Here is a 13,654-nt window from a genome sequence, read left to right as displayed (position 1 = left end):
TTCTATTTTAAACAAAGGTAGCAAGTTGTTCTAATATAGTTGTAATGTCTTTTTTAGAATTAAAACTGTGCAAACAGAAACGTAATCGTTCTTGGCCTTCAGGAACTGTTGGAGAAAGAATAGGTTTTATATTGAATCCGTTTTCTTGTAATTGTAGTGCAATAGCTTTTGTTTTTTCTATTCCAGAAATTACAGAGCAATGAATAGCAGAGTTACTTTCAATAAAAGAATTATCTAACTGTAATCGTATTACTTCACTTTTAAAGAAATTGATATTCTCTTCTAGTTGCTGAATGATTTCTGAATTTAAATGTAGGTAAGCAACTTGAATTGTGGCCAATGCATGAGGAGACAAACCTGTGGTATAGATAAAACTTCTAGAAAAATTAATTAAATAACTGTATAGTTTTTCACTTCCTAAGATTGTTGCTCCATGACAACCTAAAGCTTTTCCGTAAGTAATAATTCTAGCAAAAACTTCATTTTCCAATTGTAATTGTTGAACTAAACCTTCACCTTTTTCTCCGAAAACACCTAAAGCATGAGCTTCATCAACAACCAAATACGCATTGTGCTGTTTTGCAACAGTAATTAATCCGTTAAGATTTGGTGTATCACCATCCATAGAAAATACAGATTCTGTAACAATGTAAATGGTGTCATACTGAACTCGTTTCAGCATCTCATCTAGGTTTTCTAAATCATTATGCTTGAATTTATAGCTTTTTGCATTCGAAAGTTGAATTCCGTCTCGAATAGAAGCATGGATATATTCATCATATAAAATCACATCACCACGTTGTGGAACACAAGAAAAGAATCCGACGTTAGCATCGTAACCAGAATTAAAAAGTAATGCTTTTTGTGAATTATGAAACTGAGCAATATAGTTTTCAGTTTCTTGATATAATTGATGATTTCCTGAAATTAAACGAGAGCCTGTAGCTCCATTGATTTTGATATTTTTATTTAATAACAACTGATGTGCTTGATCGAAAACAAATTCAGATTGTGCTAAACCTAAATAATCATTAGAATAAAAATCAATACCATTGGTATCCGAGTTTAAACTTCTTAAGGTGTTAGAAGTTCTTCTTTGAGTGAGTTTTTGTTCTAGTTTTTTTGGAAAATTCATTAGAACAAAAATACTAAACGCGTGAATAGTATTTCTTGAAGAATAACTATTTTGTTTTTAACTGTTTTTTTAGGGGGGTTTTCCTTAAAAAGGTTTGTTTTTTTTCCTTGTATTATTAGTCAGTATTCGTAATAAAATTGTCGTAATAAAAAAACACAAGATGAATACTGTAATTATAAATTCTATTGGAACAGCGACTCCAGGAGCTTCAAAAATTTTATCAGATGCATTAAAGGTGCCTCAAGATTATATATTGAAATTACTATATAATGCACCTTCTATTTTATTTCAAAAAGTAGATGAAAATACAGCTTTAAAAGCAGAAGATACGTTAAGAAAATTAGGTTTAGATGTATCGGTACACGATGAAGAAGAAACGATTAATTTAACTACCGAACTAGTAGACGTTAGTATTAGTTTTGAAGATGTCTTAACATTACCTAAAGTAACAGAGCAATTGGCTACATTTTTAGGTTGTAAACGTACAGAAGTTTTAAATCTACTTTTAAATGAGCCAAGTATAGTTCTAGGAAATGTTTCTGAAGCTACAGCATTAGCTCTAAAAAAAAGAATTGAGGCTTATGTACATTATTCAAATCCACAAAAAGACTTATATACAATTTTAATTGATTCTAATATTAAAAATTTAGAATTGAAAGCTGTTGAAAAACAACTAAAAACAAAGTTTGAAAAATTAGGAGATAGTTATGTAGCTGAGGATGTTTCGTATACTAACTCACAATGGTTATGGAGAAAATATCAAACAAAAAACATTGTAAAACTAATAAGTCAAACACATCAGTTGGTTAAAGTAAACCTTCTGAATTTTAGCGTAGAAAATAAAAAGCATATATCATATTTAGTAGAAAATGTTGGAATGCCAGAATCAATATTAAAAAATATTCAAGAAGCTTTACCAATTAACTTATTTGAGAATATTAATAGAAAAAGAGCCGAGATTTTAATCCAGAAAGCTGAAGAAATTGGTATAGAGGTAGAAATTGAAAAAGATTTTAATTTCAAAAAGCATTTACATATTACTCATATAAATAACAGTGAAAGTGTAAGAAAAATACTAGCACAATTCTTCTCTAAAGAAGATTTACCTACAAAAAACGCTAATGAATGGAAAAGTAAAAATGCAATTCCTAGTCTAATAGCAAGATATTTATTTGAACAATTAGATCGAATCGGGTGTAATTCAGAAATAATTTAAGTATGGAGCAAAATATGTTACACTACAGAATTGCTGAACGTGGAAAGATATATGCTTTAGATAAAAATTATGGAGAAGCATTACGTTATTACAAAGAAGCTTTAAGGTTAACAAGGGAACAAAAAGATAGTGAGTTATTTTTTCAACATTACAGTCAATGTGTAATGGAAACTTTAGAATTATCTGGAGCTCATGATCAAGTGATTTCATTTTGTGAAAACTACAGAGCATTTTTAAAAGAAAAAGAAGAAGATTTTTTAATAATAAAGCACGAAGCTTTTGTTTGTGAACGCCAAGCAATTCAACATATATTAAGAGAAGAGCAAGAAGAAGCAAAAGGATTATTAACAACAATTCAGAAAAAATTAGGAAAAGGAAAACAACCTATTACAGATGAACTTTTGAATTGGTTATTAAGAGGCTACAAGATTAACCCCGATCAGGTAAGACAATTACAGAAGAAACATAACTATTTCATTGTGAGAAAAGAATCGGTGAATCCTAAAATTGCCATGGATTTACCTGAGGGCATTTCTCCATTTTAATCATTTAAACAGTAAAATATGGCAAACATTAACACATTTGACCAGGGGGCTAAAATCTTACAGAATGTCGATGTAACCAGTATGGTTGCAGGGTTAGCATTAGGTATAGCAAATGCTCAAGAACAACTGGACAACAATTCTGTGAAGCAGATAACTAAACTTGCTCAAACGCAAGTAGGAGGAAAATCGTTATTAGAATTAGGATTCCGACCTGCTTTTTATGCATTTGAACGTGCAGAGATTTCTGCATCGATAAGCTTAAAAATGGCAGTAAAAGAGGAACTTGAAATTGATTTCGAACTAGAATACGATTCTACCAGAAAAAAGGGATATACAGATGAACATATCCAAAAAATTGAAAACAATTATAAGGAAGAAAAGTATAGAGAATTTAAAAGTAGCAGAAAATATTGGACTACTTTATCTAATGAACATACTTTAAAAGTTAATGAAACTACGGTTAACACTAGTACAAAAACAGGAAGTATTGAACGTGTAGATGAAACGGCTAGTAAATTATCATCAGATTCAAAAGTAGAACGAGTAGATTCTGAAATTATTGACACAACAGATGTTGTTTCTACAGACAACACGAACAAAATTCATGTGCATAATTATAAAGGTTATGGAATGTTATCTATGCTTGATTATTATACCGAAGATACGGGCATAGTAAAGATTAATAATTACTCAGGTTTAAGTATTAAATTAAGTAATGCACTAACTATAAACGGATCTGATTTAAACTCTAATCTAGGAAGCATTACTAATTGTGTTTTTAAAATGGGACTTAAAGATGGCGACAAGTTCGATGTATATTTCGCTTTTTCAAAACATCATCCTATAGATTTTGCATACAGTCAAGGAACTGCTCCAAATAACACAAACCAATTAAAAGAGAAGTTAAAGGCTTTGGCTTTCATTATGATGAAGGATAGTGATGTTAAAATTAGAATAGTTGGGCATACAGATAGTGTTAGCGGAGATAATTTCAATAAAGATCTTGGTTTAAAAAGAGCTACAGGAGTAGCCAATTATTTAAAGGCGTTAGGTGTAAATGAAGCTCAAATCACTGAGATTGTTTCTGAAGGAGAAGCTGCTGCCAAAACAGCTGTCGGAGATAATAAAAAAGATGCAGATTATAGAAAAGCTGTAATTGAAGTTAATACGAGTGGGAATGAATATATTTATATCGAAGGAGATAAAACGAATGTGAATTCTCATTTTATTCAATCTGAAGCAGATGCTGTTATAACAACCTGGGCAGCTTCTACTACTTCAGGATTAATTATGTCTCAAGCTAAGTTAGCTGCTTCTACTAATAAAAAATTAAAAGTAGAATCAGGAAGTGACGTTACAATTGATCAGAATGTAAAAACATTATCGGCAATCAATACACAATTCGAAAACAGTAATAAATTTTATTCTCAGGTATCTGGTGATGTAGTGTATTTGTTAAGAAAAGATGCCAAAATAGAGTATACATTATATTCTAACGATACTGAAGAATTGGTGATTGAAGACAAATCTACAAGTACTCAAAATACACAAAATAGTAACGATACTCTACAAATTCATAAAGTAATTAACAGTAAGTATTTCGCAAAATCAGATGTTACAAAAATTAAAGATCCTAAAGTTTCTGCATGGAGTGGTTCTTTAGATTTTCGTTATGCACGTCAATTTGGAATGTCTGTTGAAGGAAATGCATCTGTAACAGCAAGTATGATTTCTATACCAGCACCTACAGAGTTTGAAAATTACGTGCAATCGTTAACTGGAAATACGTCATCTAATTAATTTGATGTATGGAAACACCTAAAGTAATACAACAAATTACCAATGCTCCATTGCCAATGATGTTAGAAAAGTTAGGAACATCTATTGCTAGTGCGCAATCTGCCTTAGATGCTAACTCTATTCGATTGGCTAATGAAATGGCAACGGTTAAAATTAACGTAGGTGATGAGGAGTATAATTTATTAAGTCTGGGGTTTGCACCAACATTTTATGCCTTTACAGAAGCTTCATTAGAAATAAAAATGGAGTTTTCTATAGCTGAATCTGAAAGTTATGGAGGAGCATTAGGTTTTAATTATGGAAAGAGTAGTAACTCAAATAATAATTCCAATAATGCAAATACAAATAGTAGTGATACATCAACGCAAATGTTTGGAGTTTCAGTATCTGCACATTACGCAAGAAAGTATTCTACTTCAGCAGAAGGTTCATCATCTATAGCTGCTAAAATTGTATCGTTACCTGCACCAGATATATACTTTGAAATATTAAAATCAACAATAAATACAGAAGAATAAAAATAAAAAAAAACAAATTATGAATATGTTTAGAGAAAACCCACAAATAGGAAAGGAAATACTTAATGTTCCTATGGGTGATATGATAGAAGGTATGGCAACTTCTATAGCAGAAGCTCAATTAAAATTAGATGCAAATTCGATTGAAGTCGCTGAGATGATGGGTGGTTTAAAAGCTATTACTAAAACTATTAAAGACGAAAATGGAAAAGAAAAAGAAATCATGACTTTCGAAGATAGTCGTGTATTTTTTGGAAGTGAAAAAATGAAAGTATCAGACGCTGTAATAGTGTATAATAATACGACAGATGAAGCAACCAAACATCAAATTTTTAATGAAGCAGGAGATGGAAAAAACAAAAATGTATTTGAAAAAGATCCTAACGACACAACTAAAATTAGATTAAAATCAGGAATCAATGAAACTGCTGAAGTTAGAGTGCCATCTCGAAAATCGATGTTAGAATTAGGTTTTTCACCAACATTCTATCAATTTGTAGATACATTAATGAGAGCTCAGGTTGCAATTTCTTTTACAAGAGAAGGGTCTTCAACAAGTGAGTATTCTAGAAAGAGTGAGCAAAAGGGAGGAAGTTTTGGTTTTGGATTTAGAAGAGGTTTCAGATCAAATAAAACGGTTACTACAACTCAGGTTAATGCGAGTTATTCTCAAAAATTTAGTTATTCTGCAGAAGCTTCAAGTTTATTACAAACGAAGTTAGTCCCAATTCCACCTCCAGCAATTTTAGAAGAACGTATTAGAAAATTAATGGAATTAAATGAATAATTCCAATGGGTAGGATCACTAGAGAAATACAAAACGCCCCTTTACCAGAAATGGTAAAAAGCTTAGGTCTTGGTATTGCAGAAGCACAGAGAGCTTTAGATAAAGTTTCTATGGATTTAGCAAAAGAGCTAGTAGATACCAAAATCGAAATGGGAGGACAAGAGTATAGCTTATTAGCATTAGGTTTTACTCCAACCTTTTATCAGTATGTAGATACGTTTTTCGAGTGTAAAATGTCTGTTTCTATGATGGAATCTAGAGAATTTGGAGCATCAGTTTCAGTTAGTGCTGGTTTTAATGTTGGATTTGTAGCTGTTACAGCTTCGGTTTCAGCAAGCTACTCCCAAAAATATCAATATTCAGCAGAAGCTAGTTCTTTAATAAGAACAAAATTGGTTACAGTTCCAAATCCTCCAGTATTTGAACAAAGATTACAAAGTTTAATTGCTACCGAATTGGAAGCAGAAAGGGATGCATTAAATACTAATAATACTAGTTTGTAATGGCTAAACATTGGAAAAACTTTGTAAAAAAAGAAAAAGCTTCAGAAGAAAAAGAAGAGTTTGATTTTAAAACTCTTCTTTCCTCTGGAGAGAATTCTGAAACAGGAAAATCGTTAGAAGATGTTGTCGAATTTAATTCGAGTTTAAAATCGTTACTAAATGAGCAAAAAGAGTTAGAAGCTCAAATGGCCGAATTAACAGGTAAAAAGGAAGAAGGAGATAGTAATAAGAAGTTTGATTATGAGATAAAAACAATTGATGAAAAAAGGAGGGAAGAAAAAAATGCTGAAAAGAAAAAGAGAAAAAGAAAAAAGGAAGATGATAAATGGAGAGTAGATGTTTCTAATAAGCTTAAAAATAAAGAAGTAATTGCTGGAAAACCTAGGTTAAAAAAGCAGCAACAAAAGAAAATAGAATCGTTGTCTTTACCTAAGTTAAAAAATGAATTAAAAAAAGGAATTAAAGAGGTTAAAAAAAATAAGGATCATTTTAATGGTTTTAAGAAGATTGAAAAAGAATCTTTTTCTGATGTATCTACTCAAAAACTTTCAAACTCATTTACAAAACTAGAGAAAGAAGAATTAAAAATATTACAAAGAAAAATTCAAGGTGTTTCAGAAAAAACGAACAAGGTAAATTCCTTGTTAAACAAGGCAAAAGAGGGTAGGGAAAAGTTATCTGATTTTTTAGATAAATCCTCAAAAAAGGGATCATCAGATTATCAAGATAAAACATCAGAAAATAAAGAAAACAACACTGTTAAAAGTATAGGGAAAACTGTGAATAAAGCTGTGCAGATAGTAAAAACAGCAAGTAAAATATCAGAAGTACATACTGGAATTCAAAAAACATCAGAGAAATTAAAGCCTACCGCTTCTAAATCTGTAGAAAAAAACTTTTCTAAAGGTTTAGAAATTATAGATAGAACAACAAAACAAATTAATAAAGTAGATCAACTTTTTAATACAGTAAATACATACTTAGATAAAACGGATAAAGTTTCTGATGTGCTTAATAAAAAGTTAGAATCGATAAGTTTTACTAGAAAAAAAGAAAAGAAAACGGATAACGATTTTAATCTAGATTTTTTAGAGAAATTAAGAACGAAGAATAAGGAAAATCAAGATTTTAAAGTAGAGGATAAAAAATTAGTTATCGATACAAATACTATAAAAAAGGTAAAATCAGGAATAGATACATTCAAAAAATTAAAAGATAAAAAAGATAGTTTTTCATTTTAAAAACATACCACAATGAGTTCAGTTAACAATGCATTAACTTTAAAACAGATATTATTAGGGATTTCCGATAGTTTGAATGAGGCACAAAATCATTTAAGAAATGTAAAGCCTTATGATGAATTTGGAAGACCAAATACATTATACACATTACCTTATTTAGATTTCAATCTTCAGGTAGAAGCAGAATTTGAAAAAGAAACAAGTTCAGAAACGCAACAATCTGAAGCTATAAGTCCTGTTTCTTATCCTTATGAAACACAGTATAAGAAAGGATATGCTAAATCAATAGCTTTTAAACCTGTGGTAAATACAACAAATACAAAAGAAACAAATAAAGTAACTAGCACTATTTCTGGGCGATTTGTAGCTGTTGTACCTAATGAAGGATTACCACAACTTATTATTAATGCCACACCAAAGAAAACAGGAGTTCATGTTTTTACTATTAATGTAGAAGTGATAAATGCAGCAGGAGAACAAATTTCCGATGCTTTAGTAGAATTTAATTATAATAAACAAAAAACAGACTTATTAAATTCGAACGAAACATTAAATCATACAACTTCATTTTTAAATACTAGCGAAGTAAGAACAGATATAAATGGAAAAGCAGCAGTACAAGTGCAAGTAGATGCTGTAGATTTTGCTAATGGGCATATTTTAATATTAGAAGTAAATGTGGGAAATGTAATTACTAAAATTTCAATACAAAAATAAGTTATGGATATAGAATTAGATTTTATACAGTTTCAAGGTCAATTATTTGATTCGAAAAATACACCAGTTTCTGAGTTTAAAATAGCTATTCAATTTTATAATGCTAACATTTATGATTGGATCACATTAACCACATCTGTAATTCAAGAAGGGAAGTTTAATCATAAAATAGAAATTCCTGATAGAATTTCTACAACAAATCAAACGATAAGAATTGTTAGAGAAGTTTTACAAGAAGGAGGAGTGCCGTCTTTTAGAATTATTAAAATAGATGAAGAACAAGAATTAACAGAAGTAATTGCTTCTAGTTTCAATATTGTTATTCAAAAGGAAAAAGCATTTATTTTAATTGATTTTGGTATAAATTGGTTGTTAGATGAAGTTTTAAAAACCAATGTGAAAACACATATAATTTCAGGAACACCTTTACCTATTTTTAATCTTATTTCTAAAATTTCTAACCTAGAGATTCATAATAAAACTCTTGGCAGAGAAATTATCGCTTTGCAAAAGAATGTTGATAATTACGAAGTTATACAAGAAGAATTTATAACTGAAATTACTGAGTTGAAAAAGCAAATAGAAGAAAAAGAAATTTTATTAAGAGAGTTAAATGTTAGCGTTAACGAATTGAATTCTAAATTACAAGAAGAAATTGAAAATAAGAAAACATTAATTGATGCAATTACAGCTTCGGAAGGACAAAATTTAGAATTTCAAAATAGAATTAAAGAGTTAGAATTGAAATCTGAAGAAAGCGAAATATTACAAAAAAAAATAGAAGAGTTAGAAAGTCAATTACAAATTCAACAAAAAGAAAATGAAGAATTAATAGCAGAGAGAGAAGCTTTTTTATTAAGTGTAAGTAAGCTTCATACTGATATTAGAGATTATAAGAATTTGTTAGTTGCTAAAGATACCGATATAGAAAGAAAACAAATTGTAATAACTAATTTAGAGGAAGAAATACAAAAGTTATCTAAAGAATTAGAAGAATTAAAGGCTTTTCATCAAACAGATCAACCTAATAAATTGTCGGCAAGTAAAGTTTATGGAAGTATTGTAAATGATGTAATTAAAGCAGATGAAGAGTTGATAAATTCAAAATTTAAATTGGCAAATGTGTCATTAAATTTAAAAACTACCGTAGAGAAAGGACCAGAAGGAACCGTGTTAGGGCTTTTAGATTTTGAAACGGCAAAAGTAATAAATGGTGCAGCTATTAGTGATATTAGTATAGATATAGTTCCTAATCAAAATTTAACAACAACTATAGGTGAAAAAATGCCAAATATTTTAGGGCTAACAGAAACAGCTACAAGAAAAAAATTATTAGAATATGGACTTAAACTAGATGTTATTTATCACCCAACTAACGATGAAAATTTAATAGAAGGTCAATCGTTTAAGCAATCACCTGCTCCTAATACAACTATTGTAGAGGGGCAAGAAGTAGTAGTCATTTTCGCAAAATCATTAAACTAATTAAATTATGTCGAATAATTCATACGATTATGTAAAAGATGCATTTGCAGCGCCTTTAGGAGATTTTATCGCTTCTATAGGAGAAGGTGTTGGAGAAGCACAAGCAGCTTTAGATGAAGGTTCATTACGTCAAACATTAGAGATTTATAATAACAATCCTGATGAATCTCATGAAACATTAAAAATGTTAAGAGAAATAGGATATCAACCGACATTTTATACGATACCTAAAACTACAGCTAAAGCAAAAATATCATTATCTATTTCGCAACAAAGTACAGGTATTATAGGTCAAAATCAACGTGCTTTCCGACCAAAAATGTATGCAACTCCAGTGAATGCATCGAATACAAATAAATATAATATGGGGTTAAATGCAACAGCTGAAATTCAATTTGATATTGTTCCAGTTCCGCCATCAGATGCACAAATAATTCGTTTTTTACCCAATGTAATTGAAAAAGAAACAAAAAGCGATGATAATGAGATTATTACTAAAAAAAGAACTTTTAGAGAAATAAAAGAATTATTATTAAACTATGGTTTGTCATATGTAATTCAAGGAGAGACAGAAATGAATCCTGTAAATAATGAAACTGTTTTTACAGCACAAATACCAGCATATGATAAGGATAAAAAGAAACTGCTAAAGGTTGATGATACAATTACTTTGGTTTTGTAATTATAGAAAATATAATGAAATTATAAAGGCAGATTATTTCTGTCTTTATAATTTTTAAAATTAGTTATTATTAAAAATAAGATGAAAATTTTAAAGATTACTATAATCAAATACTTTACGAATTATTAAAAAAAATATAATTTAATAGACCTTAGATGTGAAGAAAAGTAAAAGAGATTTAATAGAAATACTAAAAAACTAAACACGTTTAATCACATTCGTTACTATTCCCCAAATCACAAAGTTGTTTTCTTCGGTAATTTTAATAATTGGATAATCTGGATTTTCAGGCTGTAGCCAAACTTCATTTCCATCTACACGAAGTCTTTTCACAGTAAATTCGCCGTCTAAAAAACAAACAGCAATTTTATTATTTGTTGGAGGAATACTTCGATCGATAACTAATAAATCGTTATCATCTAAACCAGCACCAATCATAGATTGTCCGCTAACACGAGCAAAAAAAGTAGCTTCTTTATTACGAATTAATTCTTCATCTAAAGAAATTCGCGATTCCTTAAAGTCATCAGCAGGAGAAGGAAATCCAGCAGAAATTCCAGTATCAAAGAAAATAGCACCTTCACTATCTGTGCTTTTCGGACTAAAGAATGTTAATGTTACACTCATTTTACAACTATTATATCGTTAATGTTTGTTGTGTATTTAGGAGTTAATCTTTCTTGACGCATTTTCCAAGTTCTTTGCAGATCTTGGCTAGCTAATTTAACACTATTTGACTTATATTTTCGATTAATAAGATCAATAGCATTCATAAGAGGTTTGTGTTTAGGGTCTTCTTTGGTAAATAAGTCGAGTTGAAAGTTATCTTCTGGAACCAAACCTGTAACAATTACACCAGCTCGTTTATACTTTATGCCTGGTTTAAAAATGGTTTTAACAGCTTCAACAGCACATTTACTAATAATTAACGATGAGTTTGTTGGATTTGGGAGAATTACCGTTTTACTTACTCGATGTTGTTCTAAATGTTCTTTATGACGATCACTACGAAGTAAAACAATAATCATATGACAACTGTGTTTTTGCTTTCTTAATTTTTCTGCACAATTAGTCGCAAATGTAGAAACACGTTCTTTAATGTTTTCAATGTCAGAATATGTATATTCGAAACTACGTGTTGTTGCAATTGCTTTTTTATCCTTTTCTTCGTCTAATTGAATGGTTGATTTTCCCAGTAAGTCTTGTTGTAATCTCCAAACGACAATAGAATATTTTTTGCGAACCGTTTCACTATCCAATTGTGTAAAGTCATAAGCTTTTACACAACCAGCGGTTTTTAGTTTTTTCTGAAGTCCACGACCAATTCCCCAAACTTTTTCAATAGGCATCCATTTTAAAGCTTTAATTCTTTTTTCTTCAGAATCAATAACATAAACGCCTCCAGTTTCTTTAAGGAATTTTCGAGCAATTTTATTAGCTAATTTACTTAATGCTTTCGTTGGAGCTATACCAACACAAGTAGGAATTCCGGTCCACTGTAAAATGCGATTTCGAATTTGATTTCCGTAGTCATCTAAATCATAGTTTTCGAAACCTTTAAATTGAAGAAAAGCTTCATCAATAGAATAAATTTCAACATCGGGAGTAAATTGAGCTAGAATTTTCATCACTCGATCACTCATATCTCCGTACAGTGGATAATTAGAAGAAATTACTTTAATGTTGTGTTGTTTACAGTAGTTTTCCCATTTAAAAATTGGAGCTCCCATTGGTAAACCGATTGCTTTAGCTTCATCACTTCTAGAAATTACACACCCATCGTTATTGCTTAAAATAGCTACAGGTTTGTTTTGCAAGTTCGGATTAAAAACTCGCTCGCAAGAAGCATAAAAATTATTACAATCAACTAAAGCAAACATTGTTGCAAATTTAATCATTATATAATAGTTTTTTAAATTATACTATGATATTCATATGCTTTAAACTTTTCCTTATTTTTGTTTTTATGTCGAAAAAATTAAAAATTGATGGTATTGATAAAATTATCATCAAAAGGTTAGTAAAAGACGCAAGAACTCCTATTTTAAGTATAGCAAGAGAAGTTGGAATTTCCGGAGCTGCTATCCATCAAAGATTACGCAAATTAGACGAGTCTAATCTAATAGATGGATACAAAATGGTTTTAAACCCCGAAGCTTTAGGATATACAACAACAGCCTTTGTTGGAATTTTTTTGGAGTCTGCGAGTTTGTATTCCTCAGCAATTAAAAGATTGAAAGATATTCCTGAAGTTGTTGAGAGTCATTATACAACAGGGAATTATGCAGTGTTTATTAAAATTATGTGTAAAAATAATCAAGATTTAATGCATTTGTTAAATAAAGATATCCAGTCTATAAAAGGAGTCTCAAGAACAGAAACATTCATATCTTTGGATCAACAAATAGATCGACAAATAAAAATTTAAATCCCTATAATGAACGAATTTATCGAATACTTTAAACTAGGATTATTTCATGTTTTAGATATCAAAGCATATGACCATATTCTTTTTTTAATTGTTCTAGCAGTTGTTTATCAGTTTAAACAATGGAAAAAAGTATTATGGTTAATTACATTGTTTACCATTGGTCATTCTATAACTCTTGCTTTATCTGCTTTCGGGAAAATTAATGTAAGAGCAGATTTAGTTGAGTTTTTAATTCCGTTAACAATTTTCATTACAGGATTAATGAATGTGTTAACAGCTAGAAAAGCTTCAGTTGGAAAAGAAAATCAAAATTTATTTTTTGCTTTATTCTTTGGTTTAATTCACGGTTTAGGTTTTTCTAATTACTTTAAAATGATGGTGAGTAGAGGTGAGGATAAATTAGTTCCGTTACTAGAATTTGCATTAGGAGTAGAAGCTGCTCAAGTAATTATTGTGGCTTTAATTTTATTATTTGGAGCATTAATACAATCTATTTTTGGAGTAAATAGAAGAGACTGGATTTTAGTTGCATCATCAATAGTAATTGGTTTTGCTTTACAAATGATGGTAGATCGTGCTTTTTGGTAAAAATTA

At 29.8% G+C, this 13,654-nt stretch carries 15 protein-coding genes; 12 read left to right on the top strand and 3 right to left on the bottom strand.

Annotated features, from left to right (window positions below):
- Positions 1-7: 7 nt before the first annotated feature.
- Positions 8-1,135: an 8-amino-7-oxononanoate synthase gene (gene bioF / locus AC2TEO_RS09675; RefSeq protein ID WP_442264621.1), complete on the bottom strand. Its 1,128-nt coding sequence runs from the start codon at positions 1,133-1,135 to the stop codon at positions 8-10.
- 160 nt (positions 1,136-1,295) lie between these two features.
- Here bioF and AC2TEO_RS09670 point away from each other — a divergent pair, with 160 nt between their 5' ends.
- From AC2TEO_RS09670 to AC2TEO_RS09625, 10 genes are read left to right on the top strand one after another with little or no spacing between them, the layout of a single operon-like run.
- Complete coding sequence (locus AC2TEO_RS09670) at positions 1,296-2,351, top strand: hypothetical protein (protein ID WP_442264620.1); 1,056 nt, start codon at positions 1,296-1,298, stop codon at positions 2,349-2,351.
- A gap of 2 nt (positions 2,352-2,353) precedes the next feature.
- Positions 2,354-2,896: a hypothetical protein gene (locus AC2TEO_RS09665; RefSeq protein WP_442264619.1), complete on the top strand. Its 543-nt coding sequence runs from the start codon at positions 2,354-2,356 to the stop codon at positions 2,894-2,896.
- Positions 2,897-2,914: 18 nt separating this feature from the next.
- Entirely contained in the window at positions 2,915-4,696 is a 1,782-nt protein-coding gene (locus tag AC2TEO_RS09660; RefSeq protein ID WP_442264618.1) for an OmpA family protein, read from the top strand.
- Positions 4,697-4,704: 8 nt separating this feature from the next.
- Positions 4,705-5,214, top strand: coding sequence for a hypothetical protein (locus tag AC2TEO_RS09655; RefSeq protein ID WP_442264617.1), 510 nt, complete (start codon positions 4,705-4,707; stop codon positions 5,212-5,214).
- Between the two features lie 19 nt (positions 5,215-5,233).
- The gene (locus AC2TEO_RS09650; protein WP_442264616.1) at positions 5,234-6,001 is read left to right on the top strand and encodes a hypothetical protein; all 768 of its coding nucleotides are present in this window, start codon (positions 5,234-5,236) and stop codon (positions 5,999-6,001) included.
- Between the two features lie 5 nt (positions 6,002-6,006).
- A complete protein-coding gene (locus AC2TEO_RS09645) occupies positions 6,007-6,504 on the top strand; it encodes a hypothetical protein (RefSeq protein WP_442264615.1) in 498 nt (165 codons plus the stop codon).
- Positions 6,504-7,745: a hypothetical protein gene (locus tag AC2TEO_RS09640; protein ID WP_442264614.1), complete on the top strand. Its 1,242-nt coding sequence runs from the start codon at positions 6,504-6,506 to the stop codon at positions 7,743-7,745. The genes AC2TEO_RS09645 and AC2TEO_RS09640 overlap by 1 nt, the downstream gene beginning before the upstream one ends.
- A gap of 12 nt (positions 7,746-7,757) precedes the next feature.
- A complete protein-coding gene (locus AC2TEO_RS09635) occupies positions 7,758-8,462 on the top strand; it encodes a hypothetical protein (RefSeq protein WP_442264613.1) in 705 nt (234 codons plus the stop codon).
- A gap of 3 nt (positions 8,463-8,465) precedes the next feature.
- On the top strand, positions 8,466-9,947 hold the full coding sequence (locus tag AC2TEO_RS09630) for a PASTA domain-containing protein (RefSeq protein ID WP_442264612.1): 1,482 nt from the start codon (positions 8,466-8,468) through the stop codon (positions 9,945-9,947).
- Positions 9,948-9,954: 7 nt separating this feature from the next.
- Positions 9,955-10,629, top strand: a complete 675-nt coding sequence (locus AC2TEO_RS09625; protein WP_442264611.1) for a hypothetical protein — start codon at positions 9,955-9,957, stop codon at positions 10,627-10,629.
- Positions 10,630-10,827: 198 nt separating this feature from the next.
- Here AC2TEO_RS09625 and AC2TEO_RS09620 read toward each other — a convergent pair whose 3' ends face one another.
- Positions 10,828-11,256: a LexA family protein gene (locus AC2TEO_RS09620; RefSeq protein WP_299626468.1), complete on the bottom strand. Its 429-nt coding sequence runs from the start codon at positions 11,254-11,256 to the stop codon at positions 10,828-10,830.
- The gene (locus tag AC2TEO_RS09615) at positions 11,253-12,509 is read right to left on the bottom strand and encodes a Y-family DNA polymerase (RefSeq protein WP_442267756.1); all 1,257 of its coding nucleotides are present in this window, start codon (positions 12,507-12,509) and stop codon (positions 11,253-11,255) included. The genes AC2TEO_RS09620 and AC2TEO_RS09615 overlap by 4 nt, the downstream gene beginning before the upstream one ends.
- Positions 12,510-12,595: 86 nt before the next feature.
- Between AC2TEO_RS09615 and AC2TEO_RS09610 the strand changes: the two genes are divergently transcribed.
- Both AC2TEO_RS09610 and AC2TEO_RS09605 read left to right on the top strand, forming a co-directional pair.
- Positions 12,596-13,057, top strand: coding sequence for an Lrp/AsnC ligand binding domain-containing protein (locus AC2TEO_RS09610; protein WP_095068982.1), 462 nt, complete (start codon positions 12,596-12,598; stop codon positions 13,055-13,057).
- 9 nt (positions 13,058-13,066) lie between these two features.
- Positions 13,067-13,648 (top strand): HupE/UreJ family protein, encoded by a 582-nt coding sequence (locus AC2TEO_RS09605; RefSeq protein ID WP_442264610.1) that lies wholly within the window; start codon positions 13,067-13,069, stop codon positions 13,646-13,648.
- The last annotated feature ends 6 nt before the right edge of the window (positions 13,649-13,654 follow it).

Source organism: Tenacibaculum aquaeponti, from assembly GCF_057221555.1.
This window is presented reverse-complemented; position numbering and strand designations above follow the sequence as displayed.

What these genes read in the sequence shown, in the direction of transcription:
- bioF (WP_442264621.1), bottom strand. Translation starts at nt 1,135, where the DNA reads ATGAATTTTCCAAAAAAACTAGAACAAAAACTCACTCAAAGAAGAACT.
- AC2TEO_RS09670 (WP_442264620.1), top strand. Translation starts at nt 1,296, where the DNA reads ATGAATACTGTAATTATAAATTCTATTGGAACAGCGACTCCAGGAGCT.
- AC2TEO_RS09665 (WP_442264619.1), top strand. Translation starts at nt 2,354, where the DNA reads ATGGAGCAAAATATGTTACACTACAGAATTGCTGAACGTGGAAAGATA.
- AC2TEO_RS09660 (WP_442264618.1), top strand. Translation starts at nt 2,915, where the DNA reads ATGGCAAACATTAACACATTTGACCAGGGGGCTAAAATCTTACAGAAT.
- AC2TEO_RS09655 (WP_442264617.1), top strand. Translation starts at nt 4,705, where the DNA reads ATGGAAACACCTAAAGTAATACAACAAATTACCAATGCTCCATTGCCA.
- AC2TEO_RS09650 (WP_442264616.1), top strand. Translation starts at nt 5,234, where the DNA reads ATGAATATGTTTAGAGAAAACCCACAAATAGGAAAGGAAATACTTAAT.
- AC2TEO_RS09645 (WP_442264615.1), top strand. Translation starts at nt 6,007, where the DNA reads ATGGGTAGGATCACTAGAGAAATACAAAACGCCCCTTTACCAGAAATG.
- AC2TEO_RS09640 (WP_442264614.1), top strand. Translation starts at nt 6,504, where the DNA reads ATGGCTAAACATTGGAAAAACTTTGTAAAAAAAGAAAAAGCTTCAGAA.
- AC2TEO_RS09635 (WP_442264613.1), top strand. Translation starts at nt 7,758, where the DNA reads ATGAGTTCAGTTAACAATGCATTAACTTTAAAACAGATATTATTAGGG.
- AC2TEO_RS09630 (WP_442264612.1), top strand. Translation starts at nt 8,466, where the DNA reads ATGGATATAGAATTAGATTTTATACAGTTTCAAGGTCAATTATTTGAT.
- AC2TEO_RS09625 (WP_442264611.1), top strand. Translation starts at nt 9,955, where the DNA reads ATGTCGAATAATTCATACGATTATGTAAAAGATGCATTTGCAGCGCCT.
- AC2TEO_RS09620 (WP_299626468.1), bottom strand. Translation starts at nt 11,256, where the DNA reads ATGAGTGTAACATTAACATTCTTTAGTCCGAAAAGCACAGATAGTGAA.
- AC2TEO_RS09615 (WP_442267756.1), bottom strand. Translation starts at nt 12,509, where the DNA reads ATGTTTGCTTTAGTTGATTGTAATAATTTTTATGCTTCTTGCGAGCGA.
- AC2TEO_RS09610 (WP_095068982.1), top strand. Translation starts at nt 12,596, where the DNA reads ATGTCGAAAAAATTAAAAATTGATGGTATTGATAAAATTATCATCAAA.
- AC2TEO_RS09605 (WP_442264610.1), top strand. Translation starts at nt 13,067, where the DNA reads ATGAACGAATTTATCGAATACTTTAAACTAGGATTATTTCATGTTTTA.